Below are 17,635 nucleotides of genomic sequence, written 5' to 3' on the forward strand. Positions count from 1 at the left end.
TTTTGAGAAACACTCCTTAACAAATGAGCTATTTGATTAACAGAAAGATAGCCTATAAAAACAAAGGCAAGCGACCGTAAAAAGTGCTTACCCAATCTGGCTACCTCTGCTGGTTCGAACCAGCGACCCTCTGATTAATCCCGACAAATCGGGACTCTAACCTGCTGAGTGAGTTCCTCAACGGTATTAATATCTGAAATAATTTTTTCTAATATTCTCCTGCTCTTTAACTTTTTTACAGCAATTTCAATCTTCATGGCCAATCCCCGATTACTCGTGAGTTCAATTGACTTTTTTAAAATCCAGGGGCGATGCTTAGAAGTATAGGTTAATCTTTTACTAAAGTTATGCTTAGAGAGTCGTCTTTCGATACAATCAGTATAACCTAAATAATATCTATCAGATGATACAGAATAGAGAATGTAAAGATAAAACATGGTATAATTCGGGATGGTTACCGGGATGAAAACAAAATAGGGAGGTTTAGCAATTATAAATTAAATTCTGCAAAACAACAAAACCACATCAGGCATGGTAGGGCTTTTAATTGTTGCTCCCTTAGTTAATTCGAACCAGCGACCCTCTGATTAATCCCGTCCAAACGGGACTCTAACCTGCTGAGCTAAAACCTATTACTTGCAGGCGCAAATACATAAAAAAACATTAAACATAAAAAACCCCACTCGGACGGAGTGGGGTTTGGCTTGAATTTTCAAGCTCCCTCTGCTGGGCTCGAACCAGCGACCCTCTGATTAACAGTCAGATGCTCTAACCAGCTGAGCTAAGAAGGAATATTTTATTCTGGTTTAAAAATTTTTGTCAAAATCATTTGACAATTTAATCATAAAAAATCCCCACATTGCTGTGAGGATTTTGCTCCCTCTGCTGGGCTCGAACCAGCGACCCTCTGATTAACAGTCAGATGCTCTAACCAGCTGAGCTAAGAAGGAGTGCTGGTTTTTCCTAAAACGAGGTTTGTTATGCTTTTCAGCTTGTAAACCCTTGTTCGTTTTGGGAATGCAATATTAGGGCTTTTAAATTATTTATGCAATATTTGCAGTGAAAAATTTTTAAAAAAATTTAAATTAAAATATATGAGCCTGATAATCATAGGTACTGTAGCTTTCGATGCTATTGAAACTCCTTTTGGAAAAACGGATAAAATTGTTGGTGGTGCTGCAACATACGCAAGTTTAGCTGCTTCTTACTTCTATAACAAAGCAAAAATTGTTGCAGTAGTTGGTGATGATTTCCCTCAATCAGATATCGACACTTTTAGCAAACACGGAATCGATACCGAAGGCTTACAAATTAAAGCTGGTGAGAAATCATTTTTCTGGTCGGGCAAATACCATAATGATATGAACAGCCGTGATACTTTAATTACTGAATTAAATGTACTGGAGAACTTCGACCCAATTATTCCAGAAAGCTACCAGGATTGCGAGTATTTAATGTTGGGTAATCTAACCCCACAAGTACAACAAACGGTTATCAAACGCCTTAAAAACCGCCCGAAACTTATCGTAATGGATACCATGAATTTTTGGATGGACATTATGATGGATGATTTATTAGAAACCATTAAAATGGTAGATGTTTTAACCATTAATGATGCGGAGGCTCGTCAACTTTCTGGCGAATACTCGTTAGTTAAAGCCGCTAAGAAAATTTTAACAATGGGCCCGAAATATTTAATTATTAAAAAAGGCGAGCATGGTGCTTTATTGTTCCACGAAGATCAGATTTTCTCTGCCCCTGCCCTACCATTGGCAGAAGTTTTCGACCCAACCGGTGCAGGCGATACTTTCGCAGGTGGCTTTATCGGTTATCTAGCAAAAGTTGGCAGCATTAATTTCAACAACATGAAAAATGCAATCATTTATGGTTCGGCATTAGCATCATTCTGTGTAGAAAAATTTGGTACTGAAAAGTTGTTAAACTTAACAGAAGAAGAAGTTTCAGGCAGAATCCAGCAGTTTGTAAACTTAAGCTCGTTTACGATAGAAGCTTAATCAGCCTTTAATAATTTCTCAAGCCACAGATTTGCAGATTGGTCAAACTGCAAATCTGTGGCTTTTTTTTACACCCGTCATTGCGAGGCACAAAGCAATCTTTTAGCTAAAGTTTCATAATCCATCAAGGCCAACTACTTAAAAGTATTAATCTACAAGCTTATAACTAAACCATCTTTGCAATAGGCGTAAATTTCTCAAAAACGGCTTCCGTATGTGGCGCATCAGCAAGTTCGTCTGTCAAATCTTGTCCGGCCCAATGCTCATAATGCTTGCCATTACGCCATAATCTGCTATCTGTCATATCGTAAATAAAACCCTTGTAAGCAACCCAAACTTGAGGCTTATCTTGCCCGTTTCGGAGTGCCAACTGAGATTTTGTGTAAACAGGTAATTCCATTACAAATTATTTTAAAGCGCAAATTTATACAAATATCAAAGTTTCTTCCCGTTTTTCGCTTATACGCTTCGCTCGTTAACACTCGCTGCAGGGTATCGCTGCAACCGGGGCCAATTTGTTAAAACAGCATTCCATTTGTTCAGTTGCAAATCGCAAGCCATTGTTCTTAAACCTGATTGAAAGATATTCCATTTATTCGCAAATACTATGAACACACGTCATTGCGAGGCACGAAGCAATCTTAATAAGGACAAATACTTTCTTTTTTAAAAAGAGATTGCTTCTTACCTCGCAATGACGAATTATGGCGAATTATCATTAATCCATTTTTTTAAGCGCTGCTTTACTTTTAAAAAACTCGTAAAGGAATACGTTCATTAACAAAAGGCTCATCAAATAAAAATGATCTTCGAATGGAATGGTTCCAACACGCATATTTAAAGTTTCGTTATCATTATAAATGACCACCGGAATTGCGGTTAAAAAACCATTTACAATGTAAAAAGGAAACAAGGAAACTAAATACGCCCGGTAAAATTTATACATAAATCGGAGCCTGGCATTTATGTACTCAACATAAAAAAGAACCGCAAACAGAAAACCAAAATTAATAACCGTGTACCATTTGCTATAACCAAAAAACAGTATAGCGATGCAAACGCCCAGCAGCAAATTGCTTAATGCTAAACTATATCGCTGCAAATTATTTTTAGGGAAGTAAACGTTTAAGCATTCATAAATAAAAATACAGGCATAGGGAACAGTTAAAAAGAATAAAATTTCTTCTAACGGCAATCCAAAAAAACTAATGCCGATAAGGTAATCGGGATTGAAAGACCAGACATTTAGTTTAACAAAAAGTAAATCCCAAACTAAAAATACTACACCAGTTATCAGTATAGCGGGTATAACAAATTTCCATTTACTAAAAAAATGAACCTTTTTATCGAAAGAAAGTAATAGCGGGAACAGGATAACCCCGATATTTATAAGTAAATAGATGTAGTTCATTTAAATATGCTTTTTAAAAATTTTTACTTCTGCAGCTGTACATCGCTTGCTGTCAATCATAAATTTGGCAACATTTTTAATTAAAGTTTCATCGGCCAAACCAAAATTATTGTTCTGATAATGCTTCACAATTTCCTTTCGGTCTTCATCTAAATCTTTACTAAAGCCTAAAAAACCAGGTGTAAAATGTTCAATAGAAAATCGCATAAACCTGATTTCCATATTTTCCTTATCCATTTTAATGGCATGCTGCATCGTTTTAAGCGAACGTTTAACATACTTGATTTTATTGTATGGATTCCACGAGTGTTTAGCTTTTAAAGCTTCGAGTGTGCCTGCGTAGCCCGTAACTAACGCAGTTTTATTTGGCAAGGCATTTAATCTTTCGGAAAGCGAATCGGTAAGTTTTGAATTTTCTACAGCCTTAACCAGTTGTGCTTTTAAAATAGAAATTTCTTTGACAGACAATTGTGCCTTGGCACAAACAGTTATGGTTAAGAATAAAAAAGTTAGAATTTTAAATTTCATTTGTTGGGTAAAGGTAATAAAAGTGTTGTGATATAGATATTAATAGAGATTTCTCCTGATTAGTTTCAAAACAAATCGGTTAAAAATTGCTTTATTTACGCAATGGATAAAAAAACAAGGATAACTGTTATTGGGGCTGGTTTTGCAGGATTATCGGCGGCGGCAATATTGGCTAAAGATGGTTGCGAAGTTACTGTTATCGAAAAAAATGAAATGGCGGGCGGCAGGGCCAGAACCTGGAGCAAAGATGGTTTTTTATTCGATATGGGACCAAGCTGGTACTGGATGCCCGATATTTTTGAAAACTTCTATCAACTCTTTGACAAAACAACTGCAGATTTTTACGAATTAAAGCGCCTAGCACCATCATACCGGATTTATTTTGGAAAGGATGATGTTTTAGATGTTCCGGCAACGGAAGCAGAATTGTATAGACTTTTTGAAGCGCTAGAACCCGGTAGTTCTAAAAATCTGGATATTTTTTTAAAGCAGGCGGAATACAAGTACGATGTTGGAATGACGGAGTATGTTTACAAACCATCGCACAGCGTCATGGAATATTTTGATCCGCGTTTGGCTGTAAGCGGCATAAAGCTTCAGTTAATTGGTAACATGAGAAACCATGTTTACAAATTATTTAAACATGAGCAACTTAGAAAACTTTTAGAATTTCCGGTTTTATTTTTAGGTGCTACACCTCAAAATACACCTGCCTTGTATAGTTTAATGAACTATGCCGACTTGATTTTAGGAACCTGGTACCCAATGGGCGGAATGCATAAAATTGTTGAGGCGATGCAATCCATAGCAGAAGCACAAGGTGTTAAATTTGAATTTAATACTGAGGTAACTAAAATTGAAGTCAAAAACCAAAAAGCTGAACGAATTATTACAAACAATGACATTATAGAAACTGATTTTATTGTTGGCAATGCAGATTATCACCATATCGAACAAACCTTATTAGATAAGCCACACAGAAAATACGATGAAAAATATTGGAACAGCCGTACAATGGCGCCATCTTGCTTGCTGTTCTATATTGGCTTAAATAAAAAGCTCAAAAACATTCTTCATCATAATTTATTTTTTGATGAAAACTTTGATAAACATGCCGAAGAAATTTACACGGATGCCAAATGGCCATCGAAACCATTGTTTTATGCCTGTTGTCCTTCTGTTACCGATGCCAGTGTTGCGCCCGAAGGTTGTGAAAACCTCTTCTTTTTGATTCCGATTGCGCCTGGATTGAAAGATAGCGAAAGCAAAAGAGCAGAATACTTTAATTTATTGGTAAATCGCTTTAAAGATTTAACCGGGAACGACATTAGCGATAGCATTTTATTTAAACGCAGTTATGCCATGAATGATTTTGTTAACGATTACCATGCTTTTAAGGGAAATGCCTATGGTTTAGCTAACACTTTGAAACAGACTGCCTTTTTAAAACCAAAAATGAAGAGCAACGTAACGAATTTATTATACACCGGACAATTAACCGTTCCAGGCCCGGGAGTGCCACCTGCAATTATATCTGGAACCGTTGTTGCAAAAGAAATAATAAAAAAGTTAAAAAAAGCTTGACAAATTTAAAATTTCCCTTATCTTTATAACCACAAAACAAAAACAGTGCATTAAAGCCTAAAAACACATAAGTTACTGAGGTTTGCATTTGTTTCGAAATAAGAGAGAAGGCGAATTGTTGAAATAAAACATAAGAATCAACTAACCAAATATATGATAAGCAAAAAGGCCAGGATTTATTCCAGGCCTTTTGCTTTTACAGGCACTTCAAACTCTTTCCTTTTTTCTGCATAGCATTAATTAAGTTACTGAACAAAGAGCTGAAGCAATCTTTCTTACCTAAAGAATAGATTGCATCGTGCCTCGCAATGACGTACTGGCTGCCTATGCATTAGGCTTCTGTTTTCAAAAAATAGGAATCGAATTTAGAGGCTAGCAGAGAGGTCTTCGACAGGCTCAGAAGGATAAGTGTTTAATAATTTAAAGGTATTTAAATTGGCAAAGCGGTAGGTTTCTCTCCGATTTGCAGTTTCATAAGTTAAATAGCCCCGATAGAATGGAAAGCCCGGAAGCTTGAGGCACGAAAGCTGAGGACTTGGAATGGTAGCGGGACTATCGCAACCGAAAAGCAACTGAACTTGCGCTTCGAATATTTATAAATTTTTAAACAATAAAAAAGCCCAGATAAAAATCTGAGCTTTCATGTTTTAAAGTGGATGTATTTTTAAGCCATTTCTTCAACAGCTATATCTTTTGAATATGTTTTAAGATATTTTTTAAGGATTCCTCTTGCTACGTGGATACGAGTTTTAACCGTTCCAATTGGAATATTTAACATATCAGCAATTTCGTGGTATTTAAAGCCTTCGAAATAACGAATGAAAGGCACATAATATTCTTCTGGAAGTGTTGCAAGCGCTTTATCGATATCGCTTAAAACAAATTTGCTTTCTGCCTGATTCTTTGTTGCACTATATGAAAGATTTGCTGAAGAAATATCTTCGCTTTGAGTAATTAACGTGTTGGTTTTAACTAAACGACGGTAGTTGTTAATGAAAGTGTTTTTCATGATGGTAAACAACCAGCCTTTTAAATTGGTTCCTTCTTTAAACTTATTGTAATAAGTTATCGCTTTTAACATGGTATCCTGAACTAAATCATTCGCGTCTTCTGCATCTTTAGTAAAGTTCAAAGCATACGATCTAAGGGATACTGAATGGTGGTTAACTAGATGGTTGAATTCAAATTTTGTCATGATATTTAGCTTTAGGTACGATTTAAAAAAAACAAATATTTTGTTCTTTATTTCGCATTAAGCTAAACAAACTTAGTACCAATTTTTTTTGGCACGGTGCCAAATGGCTTAAATTTAACAGAAGCAGGGTTTCGTCACAGGATATTTACTTCGCGTTCCAGAGTGACTCCAAAAGTAGACTTTACACTGTCTATTATTTGTTCAGAGAAATCGTACACTTCTGAGCCTGTGGCATTTCCGTGGTTAACCAATACCAAGGCCTGGTTTTTCCAGGTTCCGGTTTGACCATGAACTTTACCTTTCCAACCGCATTGTTCGATAAGCCAGCCCGCAGCAAGTTTTATTTTACCGTCAGGTGTTGGATAATGCACAACATCCGGAGATTTGGCTACAATGTCTGCAAATTCGTACTTTTCTATCACCGGATTTTTGAAGAAACTTCCGGCATTACCAATGGTTGAAGGATCAGGAAGTTTACTCACGCGTATGTGTGATACCGCGGCAGAAACATCGGCGATGCCGGGTTTTTCGATACCTCTTTTTTGCAATTCGGTTTCGATTGCGCCGTAAGATGTATTTACTGAAGCTTCAGTTTGCAAATGAAAGGTAACCGAAGTTATAATGTACTGACCTTTCAACTGCGCTTTAAAGATACTTTCGCGATAACCAAAATGGCAATCTTCAAAATTGAAGGTTTTAACTGCTCCGGTATTAATTTCAAATGCTTCGCAACTTTTAAAAACATCTTTCAACTCTACACCGTAAGCGCCTATATTTTGTATTGGTGATGCACCAACTGTGCCCGGTATAAGGCTTAAATTCTCTACCCCTGCAAAGTTGTGTTGTACGCAATAATTAACAAAATCGTTCCAAACCACACCACCGCCTGCGGTTACTAAAACTTGGTTTCCGTCTACCGTCGATTCTATTCCCCCGATACTAATTTTAATGATAAGACCATCAAAATCTTTAATGAATAACATATTACTGCCGCCACCGATAATCAGTATTTTTTGTGTTTGGGTTAACTCTTTTTCAAAAAGCTGCTTTAAATCTCCAACTTCAAATATCTCAGCGAAATAACTTGCCTTAACATCTATACCAAATGTGTTATAAGGTTTAAGCGAAATATTTTCTTGTATTTGAAGCATGGCTGAATTGTTATGCCGACAAAAGTAAGAAATAGAACTATAATCCAAGGATGAGGAAAGCTAATCGATAGCATTTTTTGTTAAAATACTCCTTTTAACATATAACAGCCCAAATGCTTTTCCTTTTTCTTTACTCCTATTTTTATGGTGGATTTTATGTGCTTTCCTTATGCTAACGAGATAGCCATTTTTTGATTTAAATGCTTTGATTCGTTGATGCACAAACCAATCGTGAACTACAAAATAGATTAAACCATATAAACTGATGCCGGCACCAATTGCAAATCGATAGCCAATATTTTCTCGGTCGATGTACATTAAATACAACGAGGCAAATGCAAAGATCAGGGCAAAAACATCATTCCATTCAAAAATAGATTTTGATGGAACGTGATGGCTTTTATGCATAAACCACAATGGCCCGTGGAATAAATATTTGTGGATGAACCATGAAAAGCATTCCATTAAAATGATGGTTGCCAATAAAATAATTATATTTATTAGTACTTGCAAAGGAGATAACTTTAATTGTAACACAATATAAACCAATACGAAAGACATAGAGTGTCATAATAATGTAACCTTATATTCCGTTTATTAATCAGATGATTAACATTTGAAATTTTAGATTTACTTTTGACTAAAATATTAAAAAAGTCAGAAAGTAGAAAAGTAAAATGATTGTAGCCGATAAAAAGAGGGAACAAATTATTGAGGGTGCCATAAAGCGATTTAGCCATTTTGGTATCAACAAAACTACGATGAACGATATTGCAGAAGATTTAGCTGTTTCAAAACCATCCCTATATTATTATTTCCCAGATAAAAAGCATTTAATACTTGGTGTAATTGAGAAGATTTTTAACGAATTCTTTGATGCTATCCAAAAGAAATTTAATCCTGAACAAAGTCTTGAGACGAGTTTAGTGAGCACAATCGATGTAAGGAATACCTTTTTTCAGAAATATTACATGTTAAAACTTGCTGAAGGTGTGCCTGATTTATTTAGCGATGAAACTATTAAAGCAAAACTTACTGCACTTAGAGACATGGAAAAAGAGTTTTTCGCAAAAGTTTTTACACATGCTAAAGAAAAAGGCGAAATAAAGCATGAGGACATGAATTACGTTGCTGAACTATATCTCGAAAGTTTGATGGGATTAACAACGATGTGTGTTATGGAAACTGGCAAAGACATCTTTCCGGATAAAAAAACACTGAACAAAATGACTCAGAAGCAAAAAGACCTTTCGATTATTTTTATAAGAGGATTGAGATAGTTTGAGCTGAAAGCAGAAAGATTAAAGCTGAAAGACGAAAGCTAAAAGATTAAAGCTGAAAGACGAACAACACTCAACAAATTACGCTTAACTAACAGACCAAGGAAAACAAAAATAAATAAAACCCAAAAACAAAAATCAATATTATGCTTAGAATAAAACCGGTAAAATTAATGCTCCTGCTTATAATTGGCATTACTTTACCCAATCTGTTGGCTGCTCAGCAACGGATTACTTTAAAAGAAGCGCTAACTTATGCGCTACAGAACAACATAAAAGTTCGAAAATCGAAACTTGACATAGAAGGCGGAAGATACAAGGTTGAAGAAGTTAGGGCACAAGCTTTACCACAAATTACAGGTAATGCGGGCTTGACTTACAATCCAATTATCGGACAGTTGGTTGCTAACTTCGGCGGACAAACACAAGCCATTAAACTTGGTCAAAACTGGAACTCAACAGCTGGTGTACAACTTTCTCAGCAGTTATTTAACCAGCAGGTTTTTACTGGTTTGCAGGCTGCACGTTCTAGTGAAGAATATTACAACTTAACTTCGCAGTTAACGGAAGAGCAAATTATCGAACTGGTTGCAAATAACTATTACCAGGTTTTGGTAAACAGACAACAATTAAATGTTATTGATACGAACATTAAAAACGTTAAAACTGTAGAAAAGGTAATTTCTAATCAATTTAAAAATGGTTTAGCCAGAAAGATTGATGTAGATAGGATTACCGTTAATTTAACCAATTTAAATACGCAAAGAGATCAGGTTGTTAATGCCATCGTCCAATTAGAAAATCAGTTAAAATTTTCGATGGGTATGCCAGTTTCAACTCCAATTGAATTGCCAGCAGCAGAATTAACTCAAGTTACGCAGTTGCCAGTATTTACCGATTCGGTTGATTTAGCGAACAGAACTGAAATTAAACTATTGAACAATCAGGATAAGTTACTTTCCTTACAGAGAAAGGCTTATCTGGCAGAATATTACCCATCGTTATCATTAACAGGTAATTATACTTATTCTAGTCAGAGCGATGGTTTTGATTTCTTGAGTTCAAATGCCGCAGCAATTGGTTATGGAGCATCAGCAGTTGGTTTAACTTTGAGAGTGCCAATCTTCAATGGATTTTTAACACGCTCTAAAGTGCGCCAGGCAAATGTTGATATCCTGAAAGCAAAAGAAGACAGAAAAGAAAATGTAAACTCTTTGAACCTGGCTTATGAAAATGCTAAAATTCAACTTCGTAATAACTTAAATACCATTAATTTACAACGTAAGAATGTGGAGCTGGCTGAAGAAATTTACAAAAGCACACAAAACAACTACAATAATGGGTTAGCAACATTAACCGATTTGCTTGATACAGAAAACTCTCTAACCTCATCGCAAAACAGTTATACTCAGGCTTTATTAAATTACAAAATAGCCGAAATACAATTAATAAAATCAAACGGAAATATTAAATCGCTTATACAATAAAAATGAAAAGAATAATAACCATCGTAATCGTTGTTGTGGCTGTATTAGGTCTTATCGCCTACATATTAACCAACAACAAGAAAAAAGCAGAAGAAACAACGGCATTTATTGCTCAGGGCACAGGTGCAGTTGCTGTAAAAACAGCTTCGGTTGAACGTAAAGAAATTAACTTAGACTTTTCAGCAAACGGAACTTTCGCTCCTAACCAGGAATTAAACTTCATGGCAGAAAATTCTGGTCGTGTAAGCAAGATTTATGTTGAAGAAGGCAGTCGCGTAAGCAAAGGAACAGTTTTAGCGAGAATTGATGCTGAGATTTTAAATACCGACAGAGAAACTGCTGAAGCGACTTATCAAAATGCGGCTAAAGACTTACAACGCTATGAAAGCTCTTTCAAAACTGGCGGAGTAACGCAACAACAAGTAGACCAGGCACGTTTAAATGCACAAAATGCTAAACTTCGTTTGCAATCTCAGCAACGTAAGTTAAATGATGCAAATATCAGATCTTCTATCAACGGTATCGTAAACAAAAAAATGATTGAAGTTGGTGCTGTAGTATCGTCAGGAACTCAATTATTTGAATTGGTTGATGTATCTAAGTTAAAACTGAAGGTAAATGTAAATGAAGGACAAGTGGCTAACCTTAAAGTTGGCGATGCTGTTCAAATTCAATCTTCAGTTTATCCTGATGATAAATTTACTGGCAAAGTAACTTTTATTGCCGCTAAAGCTGATGAAACGCTAAACTTCCCAATTGAAGTTGAAGTAACCAATAATGTTAAAAACAGTTTAAGAGCCGGAATGTATGGTACTGCTTTATTCAAATTCCCTAAGCAAAATCCTGCAATTTTGGTTCCTCGTACTGCTTTTGTTGGTAGTGTAAGTAGCAACGAAGTTTACGTTTTTGATAAATCTAAAAATGCAGCACAAACACGTAAAGTAGTTTCTGGTCGTATCCTTGGCGAAAATGTAGAAATTTTAGACGGCTTAAAAGAAGGCGAAACGGTAATTACGAGCGGTCAAATCAACTTGAACGACGGAACACCAGTTACAGTTATAAAGTAATACTATACCGTCATTGCGAGGCACGAAGCAATCCTAATGCGAAAGTTTAATCTTATACAATCCTAAGATTGCTTCGTACCTCGCAATGACGAACAAGATATACTAATTTCTCATATCACAATTTAGAAAAATGAAACCATCCGATGAAATCGGAATAGCTTCATCACCATAAAAAAACAATAAGTAATACGATGAAAATTACTGACATATCCATAAAACGACCATCGCTGGTAATTGTGGTATTTACCGCACTAACCTTGATGGGTTTGTTGAGTTATTTCTCTTTAGGATACGAGCTTTTACCAAAGTTCTCTCCTAACGTAGTATCTATCTCAACCATTTACCCGGGTGCTTCACCTAACGAGGTAGAAAGTACCGTTACCAAAAAAATTGAGGATGCTGTTTCCTCGATGGAGAATATTAAAAAAATCAATGCCAACTCTTACGAAAGTTTATCCGTTGTAATTATTACGTTAACGGATAAAGCAGAAATAGATGTTGCCCTAAATGATGCGCAACGTAAGGTTAATGCCATCCTTGCAGATTTACCCGATGATGTGAAACAACCATCATTAAGTAAATTCTCATTAGATGATTTCCCTGTAATTACGATGTCGGCATCAGGTAACATGGATGATATTTCATTCTACGACCTGATAGACAAACGTATCTCTCCAATTATTTCGCGTGTGCCAGGTGTTGCCCAGGTAAACTTAATTGGTGGTTCAGAGCGTGAAGTTAAAGTAGCTTTAGATGCTAAGAAAATGCAAGGTTACGGTTTATCTGTACCTAATGTACAACAAGCAATTTTAGCTTCTAACTTAGATTTCCCGACAGGAAGTGTGAAAACCAGAGCACAAGATATCTTGGTGCGTTTATCTGGTAAATACGCCAATGTAGAAGAAATGCGCAATTTAGTGGTTTCTACAAGTAAAGATGGCGCCCAAGTTCGTTTAGGCGACATTGCTGATGTTCAGGATACTCAAAAAGAAACGGAGAAAATTGCCCGTATTAACCGAGCAAACTCTATCGCCTTACAAATTATTAAACAAAGTGATGCGAATGCCGTAACGGTGAGTGAGGGTACAAAAGCGACCATCGAAAAGCTAAAAACTGATTATAAAAATATCGGTTTAGACATTAAAATTGTGAATGATAGTTCGGTTTACACACTGGAATCAGCAGATGCAGTAATCCACGATTTAATGCTTGCCGTTGTACTCGTGGCAATTGTGATGCTTTTCTTCTTACATAGTTTGCGTAACGCGGTTATTGTAATGATTTCGATTCCTGCTTCATTAATTGCAACCTTTATTGGTATTGCATTATTCGGCTATACCTTAAACTTGATGTCTTTATTAGGTTTATCACTCGTTGTAGGTATTTTGGTCGATGATGCGATTGTGGTACTGGAGAACATCCAGCGACACATGGAAATGGGCAAGAATAAAGTTAGAGCAGCCTCTGATGCAACTCGCGAAATCGGTTTTACCGTTGTATCGATTACCTTCGTAATTGTGGTGGTATTCTTCCCAATTGCGGTAAGTACGGGTATGGTTGCGAATATTTTACGTCAATTCTGTGTGGTTGTAATCATCTCTACATTATTATCATTGGTTGCATCATTTACCATCGTTCCATTAATTTTCTCTCGTTTTGGTAAATTAGAGCGTATTGAAGGCAAAAATGCTTTCGGTAAATTCATTTTATGGTTTGAAAAGCAATTAAGAAAGTTCACCCAATGGATTACAGGGTTATTAGAATGGACGCTAAAAAATAGGGTCAAAACATTGGGCTTAATGCTAATTTTATTTGCTGGCTCTTGTAGTTTGTTACCGCTTGGCTACATCGGTTTCGAGTTTTTCCCGAAATCGGATAAAGGCGAATTCTTGCTACAAATTGAAATGCCGAAAGATGTTTCCTTAGAGCAAACCAACTTCTATACGCAAAAAGCTGAAGCTTATTTGAGCAAACAAAAAGATGTGGTACAAACCATTACAACTGTTGGTCAATCGAGTGAAGGTATGGGCGCAAGTCAATCAACCGCTTATAAATCGGAGATTAACGTTAAGTTAAAAGAGAAAAAAGAACGTGGAAATGTTTCTTCTGATATTATTTCTACAACGTATACCCGTGAGTTAGCAAAAATATTAGTCGGTTCAAAAATTAAAACCGTTCCGATTGGTATTTTGGGTACAGCAGATGATGCGCCTATTCAATTAGTGGTAATGGGACCTGAACTGGATAGCGTTTTAGCTTTTGCTGAGAAAGCTGAAAAAGTGCTTGCAAAAGTGCCAGGTGCAACACAAACCAAATTATCGGTAGAAAAAGGAACGCCTGAGATTAACGTTAAAGTTGATAGAGATAAAATGTCGGCTTTAGGTTTAAGCTTACAAACGGTTGGAGCAACCATGCAAACTGCCTTTGCTGGTAACACGGATGGCAAGTTCCGCCAGGGTGAATACGAGTACGATATTAACATTCAGTATCAAGATTTCGACCGTAAAGATATTGATGATGTACGTAATTTGATTTTCACTAACCAGGCAGGTCAGCAAATTAAACTTTCTCAGTTCGCCGATATTAAAGAAGGTTCTGGTCCGAGTTTGTTAGAGCGTTTAAATAAATCTACTTCGGTAACGGTAAAAGCACAAACGGTTGGTGTTCCAACAGGTACGGTTGTAACCGATTTCCAGGCTCAATTAGATAAGATGAAAAAACCTGCGGGTATCAGTTTCTACTGGGCTGGTGATCAAGAAAATCAAAGTGAAGGTTTTGGTACGCTTGGTATCGCTTTGTTAGCAGCAATTGTTTTGGTTTATCTAATTATGGTTGCGCTTTACGATAGTTTTGTGTACCCATTGGTAGTAATGTTTTCATTACCGCTCGCGTTAATTGGAGCTTTGCTTGCCTTAGCCTTAACGAACAATGCATTGGGTATCTTCACCATTTTAGGTTTCATCATGTTAATGGGTTTGGTAGCGAAGAATGCGATTATATTAGTCGATTTTACCAACCAAATGAAAGCGCAAGGTAAATCTACACACGAAGCTTTAATTTTGGCTAACCACGCTCGTTTACGCCCGATTTTAATGACAACCATTGCCATGGTAATTGGTATGTTGCCGATTGCATTAGCTAGTGGTGCTGGTGCAGATTGGAAAAACGGTTTGGCATGGGTAATCATTGGCGGTTTAACCAGCTCTTTATTCTTAACCTTGGTTGTTGTTCCGGTAATGTATCAGATTTTCGACAATATGTTACATAGATTCGGTTTCGATAAAAAAGGTAAAACTATTGATGATTTAATGGTAGAACCATACGACCATAAAGATGTGAACGAGTACGATTTAGATCACGGTCATTAAAAATAAATAAACATCCAGATTAACAATCAATCAGGTCGCCCCCCAAAGGCGGCCTTTTTTGTTTCATTTTTTTTGAAAAGGTTAACCAGTTTTCCATCGGTTAATCCAGTCGGGCTGTTCGCTAAATCTTTTAAAAAATTCTGTCATTCCGAGGAACGAGGAATCTTTTTCATGGGTTGCAGATGCTTCGTACCTCAGCATGACAGTGATGAACGGAGTGGCTGCAATTTTAAAAGGATATCGCTGCCATCCCGTTTAAGAACAAAGCCAAAGCAATAATCCCAAACGCCAAACAAAATATTATATCAATTTGTATATTAGTCATATGCTTAAAATCATCCTCTGCGCATTATTGATAAATTTTGCCTTAGCAGTTTCCGCTCAACATCCTCCGGTTTTCGAAGCAATGACAACCGATTCAACATCCTTTCAGCTTTACGATTTAAAAATCAACCTCATAAAATACAGTTACAAACCAAACGGAATTAAATTTCTTGTCGTTCACGATAATGAAGATACTGGTGTAAAAGCCGGATTTGAATACATCAGATGGAATGGCGGTGAACTAATCGACAGTCAGTATGGCGGCGTAAGGGATTACAATTTCACTTACATGGATGATGTTTATCGCATCGACCCAAATGCAATTTATACCGAACGAGGTGTAAATACCCGATTAAAGAAAGATGAATTCAGCTCTAACGAAGTTGAAAAAGCATTAAATGATGCCGGGAAGAAAATTGTAGAATTTTACAACCCTAAAGAAGCAGGCTACATTTTAACGTTGCACAATAATGCGGATGGCGGTTTCGGAATTTCATCTTATTTGCCAGGCTACGATTTATCCAGCACAGCTGATTCAGTTTACCTAAACGCAGAAATGGACGGTGATGATTTACTTTACGTTACTGACTTGAGGTTATTTAACAGCTTAAAAAAAGCAAATGTAAATGTAATTCTTCAATCGAAATTCGGAGAAAATGATGGTTCGCTTTCTGTTTATGCGCAATTAAATGATATACCATACATCAACGTAGAAGTTCAGCATGGTCATATAGACGAACACCTCAGACTGATTGAAATTGCAATTGCTGCATTAAAAGAACACAACATGATTAAAACTCTCATTACTAAAAAAGAGTAATCTTCTTAATCCATTGCGCTGATTTTGCCCACGATAAAACTTACCAGTAACCCGAAAACCCCAATTACCGCATAAGAATACTGTAAACTCGACAACGCAGAAACATAACCGATTAATGGTGGCCCCATTAAAAAGCCTAAATAACTTACACTCGAAACCATAGCAATTGCAATACCTGGAGCAACTTTACCATTTTTCCCAGCCACGCTGTAAACTGTTGGTACTATACTCGATACGCCAACACCTACTAACATAAAACCAATTGTTGCAGGTATAATGTATGGTAGAAAAACAGATAAAAACATCCCTGTAGAAATAATTAAACCACTAATTTGAATGGTTCTTTTTCTGCCAAGGCTTTCAATAATTTTATCACCCACGAAACGTCCGGTTGCCATCATAATCATAAATGAAGCATAACCCAGTATAACCAATGAGGTTGGGGCTTTTACAATTTCTTTAAAATAAACGCCACTCCAATCGAACATCGCCCCTTCTGTGGCCATACTACAAAAGCCTATAATGCCAAGTTGCAAAAGAGAACCTTCGGGCATTGTGAATAATTTTGGCTTGCGTTCGCTTTTTGCGCCTTTCCCCGGTACTAAATGTTTGTAATTGAAAAATACGTTTAACCAAATCAAAAATGTAATTACCCAAAAATGGTGATAGGGAACAATGTGGAGGTTTACCATTAACAAACCGACTAATGCGCCGGTAAAGCCGGCAATACTCCATGCACCGTGAAATGAAGTCATGATTGGGCGACCGAACAACTTTTCAGCTTCAGAGCCTTGAGTATTTACGGCAATGTTACACATGTTTCCAACGATACCAAATAAGAAAAGAAATGCCGCCAAATGCCATGATGCAGCCGCTAATCCTAAATTAGATAGTGCCAAAACATATAACGGCGCTGTAATGGTTAATATTTTTTTACTTCCGTATTTGGTAACTAACCTACCTGAAATTGGCATCGTTACCAACTGACCAAGTGGTAGTGCCAGTAAAATACTACCCAACTCACCATCAGTTAAATTTAAACTATGTTTAATATCCGGAATACGGCTCGCCCATGAGGCAAATGCAATTCCCTGACCAAAATAGAATAAGGATACTGCAAGGCGAATACGATTTGGTGAACTTTGAACAGGCTTGATTTCTGTTTGATTTGTTAATTCTTGATTTATGTTCAGTTCTTCCAAAACGCAATATTAATAATGAAGTATATTTTTTGACAAAGATCATTAAATGAAATGGGAATAGAAAGATGTTTTATCATTTTAACACAATATCTAATAAAAATTAATATTTCCTTGTCCATTCTCAGATACCATCAGCTGAAGCTGACGGCAAAGAAAAAAACCGCTAAGCCAAAAAAGCCGATAATTGCTTATCGGCTTTCCTA

15 protein-coding genes and 2 tRNA genes are annotated in these 17,635 nt (G+C 36.4%); 7 read left to right on the forward strand and 10 right to left on the reverse strand.

Annotated features, from left to right (window positions below):
- Positions 1–134: 134 nt before the first annotated feature.
- From R2Q16_RS02520 to R2Q16_RS02530, 3 genes are all read right to left on the reverse strand, one after another.
- Positions 135–437, reverse strand: a complete 303-nt coding sequence (locus R2Q16_RS02520; RefSeq protein ID WP_316734961.1) for a GIY-YIG nuclease family protein — start codon at positions 435–437, stop codon at positions 135–137.
- Positions 438–717: 280 nt separating this feature from the next.
- Positions 718–791 (reverse strand) — tRNA-Asn (locus tag R2Q16_RS02525).
- Positions 792–876: 85 nt separating this feature from the next.
- Positions 877–950, reverse strand: a tRNA-Asn gene (locus tag R2Q16_RS02530).
- Between the two features lie 144 nt (positions 951–1,094).
- Between R2Q16_RS02530 and R2Q16_RS02535 the strand changes: the two genes are divergently transcribed.
- A complete protein-coding gene (locus tag R2Q16_RS02535) occupies positions 1,095–2,015 on the forward strand; it encodes a PfkB family carbohydrate kinase (RefSeq protein WP_316734962.1) in 921 nt (306 codons plus the stop codon).
- Between the two features lie 166 nt (positions 2,016–2,181).
- On the opposite strand, the gene R2Q16_RS02540 is transcribed toward R2Q16_RS02535, so the two are convergent.
- The 3 genes from R2Q16_RS02540 to R2Q16_RS02550 form a co-directional block, all read right to left on the reverse strand.
- Entirely contained in the window at positions 2,182–2,415 is a 234-nt protein-coding gene (locus R2Q16_RS02540) for a cytochrome b5 domain-containing protein (protein WP_316734963.1), read from the reverse strand.
- A 318-nt stretch (positions 2,416–2,733) separates the two neighbouring features.
- Complete coding sequence (locus R2Q16_RS02545) at positions 2,734–3,426, reverse strand: lycopene cyclase domain-containing protein (RefSeq protein WP_316734964.1); 693 nt, start codon at positions 3,424–3,426, stop codon at positions 2,734–2,736.
- Complete coding sequence (locus R2Q16_RS02550; RefSeq protein ID WP_316734965.1) at positions 3,427–3,954, reverse strand: hypothetical protein; 528 nt, start codon at positions 3,952–3,954, stop codon at positions 3,427–3,429.
- A 102-nt stretch (positions 3,955–4,056) separates the two neighbouring features.
- Here R2Q16_RS02550 and R2Q16_RS02555 point away from each other — a divergent pair, with 102 nt between their 5' ends.
- Positions 4,057–5,538, forward strand: a complete 1,482-nt coding sequence (locus R2Q16_RS02555) for a phytoene desaturase family protein (protein ID WP_316734966.1) — start codon at positions 4,057–4,059, stop codon at positions 5,536–5,538.
- A gap of 664 nt (positions 5,539–6,202) precedes the next feature.
- Here the strand turns inward: R2Q16_RS02555 and R2Q16_RS02560 are convergent.
- From R2Q16_RS02560 to R2Q16_RS02570, 3 genes are all read right to left on the reverse strand, one after another.
- A complete protein-coding gene (locus R2Q16_RS02560; protein WP_290243054.1) occupies positions 6,203–6,733 on the reverse strand; it encodes an RNA polymerase sigma factor in 531 nt (176 codons plus the stop codon).
- A 134-nt stretch (positions 6,734–6,867) separates the two neighbouring features.
- Entirely contained in the window at positions 6,868–7,884 is a 1,017-nt protein-coding gene (gene murB / locus R2Q16_RS02565) for a UDP-N-acetylmuramate dehydrogenase (RefSeq protein ID WP_316734967.1), read from the reverse strand.
- Between the two features lie 60 nt (positions 7,885–7,944).
- Positions 7,945–8,445, reverse strand: a complete 501-nt coding sequence (locus tag R2Q16_RS02570) for a sterol desaturase family protein (protein ID WP_316734968.1) — start codon at positions 8,443–8,445, stop codon at positions 7,945–7,947.
- 116 nt (positions 8,446–8,561) lie between these two features.
- Here R2Q16_RS02570 and R2Q16_RS02575 point away from each other — a divergent pair, with 116 nt between their 5' ends.
- The 5 genes from R2Q16_RS02575 to R2Q16_RS02595 all read left to right on the forward strand — a co-directional run bounded on the left by R2Q16_RS02575 (position 8,562) and on the right by R2Q16_RS02595 (position 16,230).
- Entirely contained in the window at positions 8,562–9,164 is a 603-nt protein-coding gene (locus R2Q16_RS02575; RefSeq protein ID WP_316734969.1) for a TetR/AcrR family transcriptional regulator, read from the forward strand.
- 146 nt (positions 9,165–9,310) lie between these two features.
- Positions 9,311–10,651 (forward strand): TolC family protein, encoded by a 1,341-nt coding sequence (locus R2Q16_RS02580; RefSeq protein ID WP_316734970.1) that lies wholly within the window; start codon positions 9,311–9,313, stop codon positions 10,649–10,651.
- A 2-nt stretch (positions 10,652–10,653) separates the two neighbouring features.
- The gene (locus tag R2Q16_RS02585) at positions 10,654–11,718 is read left to right on the forward strand and encodes an efflux RND transporter periplasmic adaptor subunit (protein WP_316734971.1); all 1,065 of its coding nucleotides are present in this window, start codon (positions 10,654–10,656) and stop codon (positions 11,716–11,718) included.
- 191 nt (positions 11,719–11,909) lie between these two features.
- Positions 11,910–15,086, forward strand: coding sequence for an efflux RND transporter permease subunit (locus tag R2Q16_RS02590; RefSeq protein ID WP_316734972.1), 3,177 nt, complete (start codon positions 11,910–11,912; stop codon positions 15,084–15,086).
- A 325-nt stretch (positions 15,087–15,411) separates the two neighbouring features.
- Complete coding sequence (locus R2Q16_RS02595; protein WP_316734973.1) at positions 15,412–16,230, forward strand: hypothetical protein; 819 nt, start codon at positions 15,412–15,414, stop codon at positions 16,228–16,230.
- 5 nt (positions 16,231–16,235) lie between these two features.
- Here the strand turns inward: R2Q16_RS02595 and R2Q16_RS02600 are convergent, their stop codons facing one another.
- A complete protein-coding gene (locus R2Q16_RS02600; RefSeq protein WP_316734974.1) occupies positions 16,236–17,432 on the reverse strand; it encodes an MFS transporter in 1,197 nt (398 codons plus the stop codon).
- Between the last annotated feature and the right edge of the window lie 203 nt (positions 17,433–17,635).

The organism is Pedobacter aquatilis, from assembly GCF_032678425.1.
Classification (GTDB): domain Bacteria; phylum Bacteroidota; class Bacteroidia; order Sphingobacteriales; family Sphingobacteriaceae; genus Pedobacter; species Pedobacter aquatilis_B.

Bases quoted from the DNA above. Each gene is read 5' to 3' on its own strand.
- murB (WP_316734967.1), bottom strand. From the start codon at position 7,884: ATGCTTCAAATACAAGAAAATATTTCGCTTAAACCTTATAACACATTT.
- R2Q16_RS02560 (WP_290243054.1), bottom strand. From the start codon at position 6,733: ATGACAAAATTTGAATTCAACCATCTAGTTAACCACCATTCAGTATCC.
- R2Q16_RS02570 (WP_316734968.1), bottom strand. From the start codon at position 8,445: ATGTCTTTCGTATTGGTTTATATTGTGTTACAATTAAAGTTATCTCCT.
- R2Q16_RS02520 (WP_316734961.1), bottom strand. From the start codon at position 437: ATGTTTTATCTTTACATTCTCTATTCTGTATCATCTGATAGATATTAT.
- R2Q16_RS02540 (WP_316734963.1), bottom strand. From the start codon at position 2,415: ATGGAATTACCTGTTTACACAAAATCTCAGTTGGCACTCCGAAACGGG.
- R2Q16_RS02555 (WP_316734966.1), top strand. From the start codon at position 4,057: ATGGATAAAAAAACAAGGATAACTGTTATTGGGGCTGGTTTTGCAGGA.
- R2Q16_RS02550 (WP_316734965.1), bottom strand. From the start codon at position 3,954: ATGAAATTTAAAATTCTAACTTTTTTATTCTTAACCATAACTGTTTGT.
- R2Q16_RS02590 (WP_316734972.1), top strand. From the start codon at position 11,910: ATGAAAATTACTGACATATCCATAAAACGACCATCGCTGGTAATTGTG.
- R2Q16_RS02535 (WP_316734962.1), top strand. From the start codon at position 1,095: ATGAGCCTGATAATCATAGGTACTGTAGCTTTCGATGCTATTGAAACT.
- R2Q16_RS02580 (WP_316734970.1), top strand. From the start codon at position 9,311: ATGCTTAGAATAAAACCGGTAAAATTAATGCTCCTGCTTATAATTGGC.
- R2Q16_RS02575 (WP_316734969.1), top strand. From the start codon at position 8,562: ATGATTGTAGCCGATAAAAAGAGGGAACAAATTATTGAGGGTGCCATA.
- R2Q16_RS02585 (WP_316734971.1), top strand. From the start codon at position 10,654: ATGAAAAGAATAATAACCATCGTAATCGTTGTTGTGGCTGTATTAGGT.
- R2Q16_RS02545 (WP_316734964.1), bottom strand. From the start codon at position 3,426: ATGAACTACATCTATTTACTTATAAATATCGGGGTTATCCTGTTCCCG.
- R2Q16_RS02595 (WP_316734973.1), top strand. From the start codon at position 15,412: ATGCTTAAAATCATCCTCTGCGCATTATTGATAAATTTTGCCTTAGCA.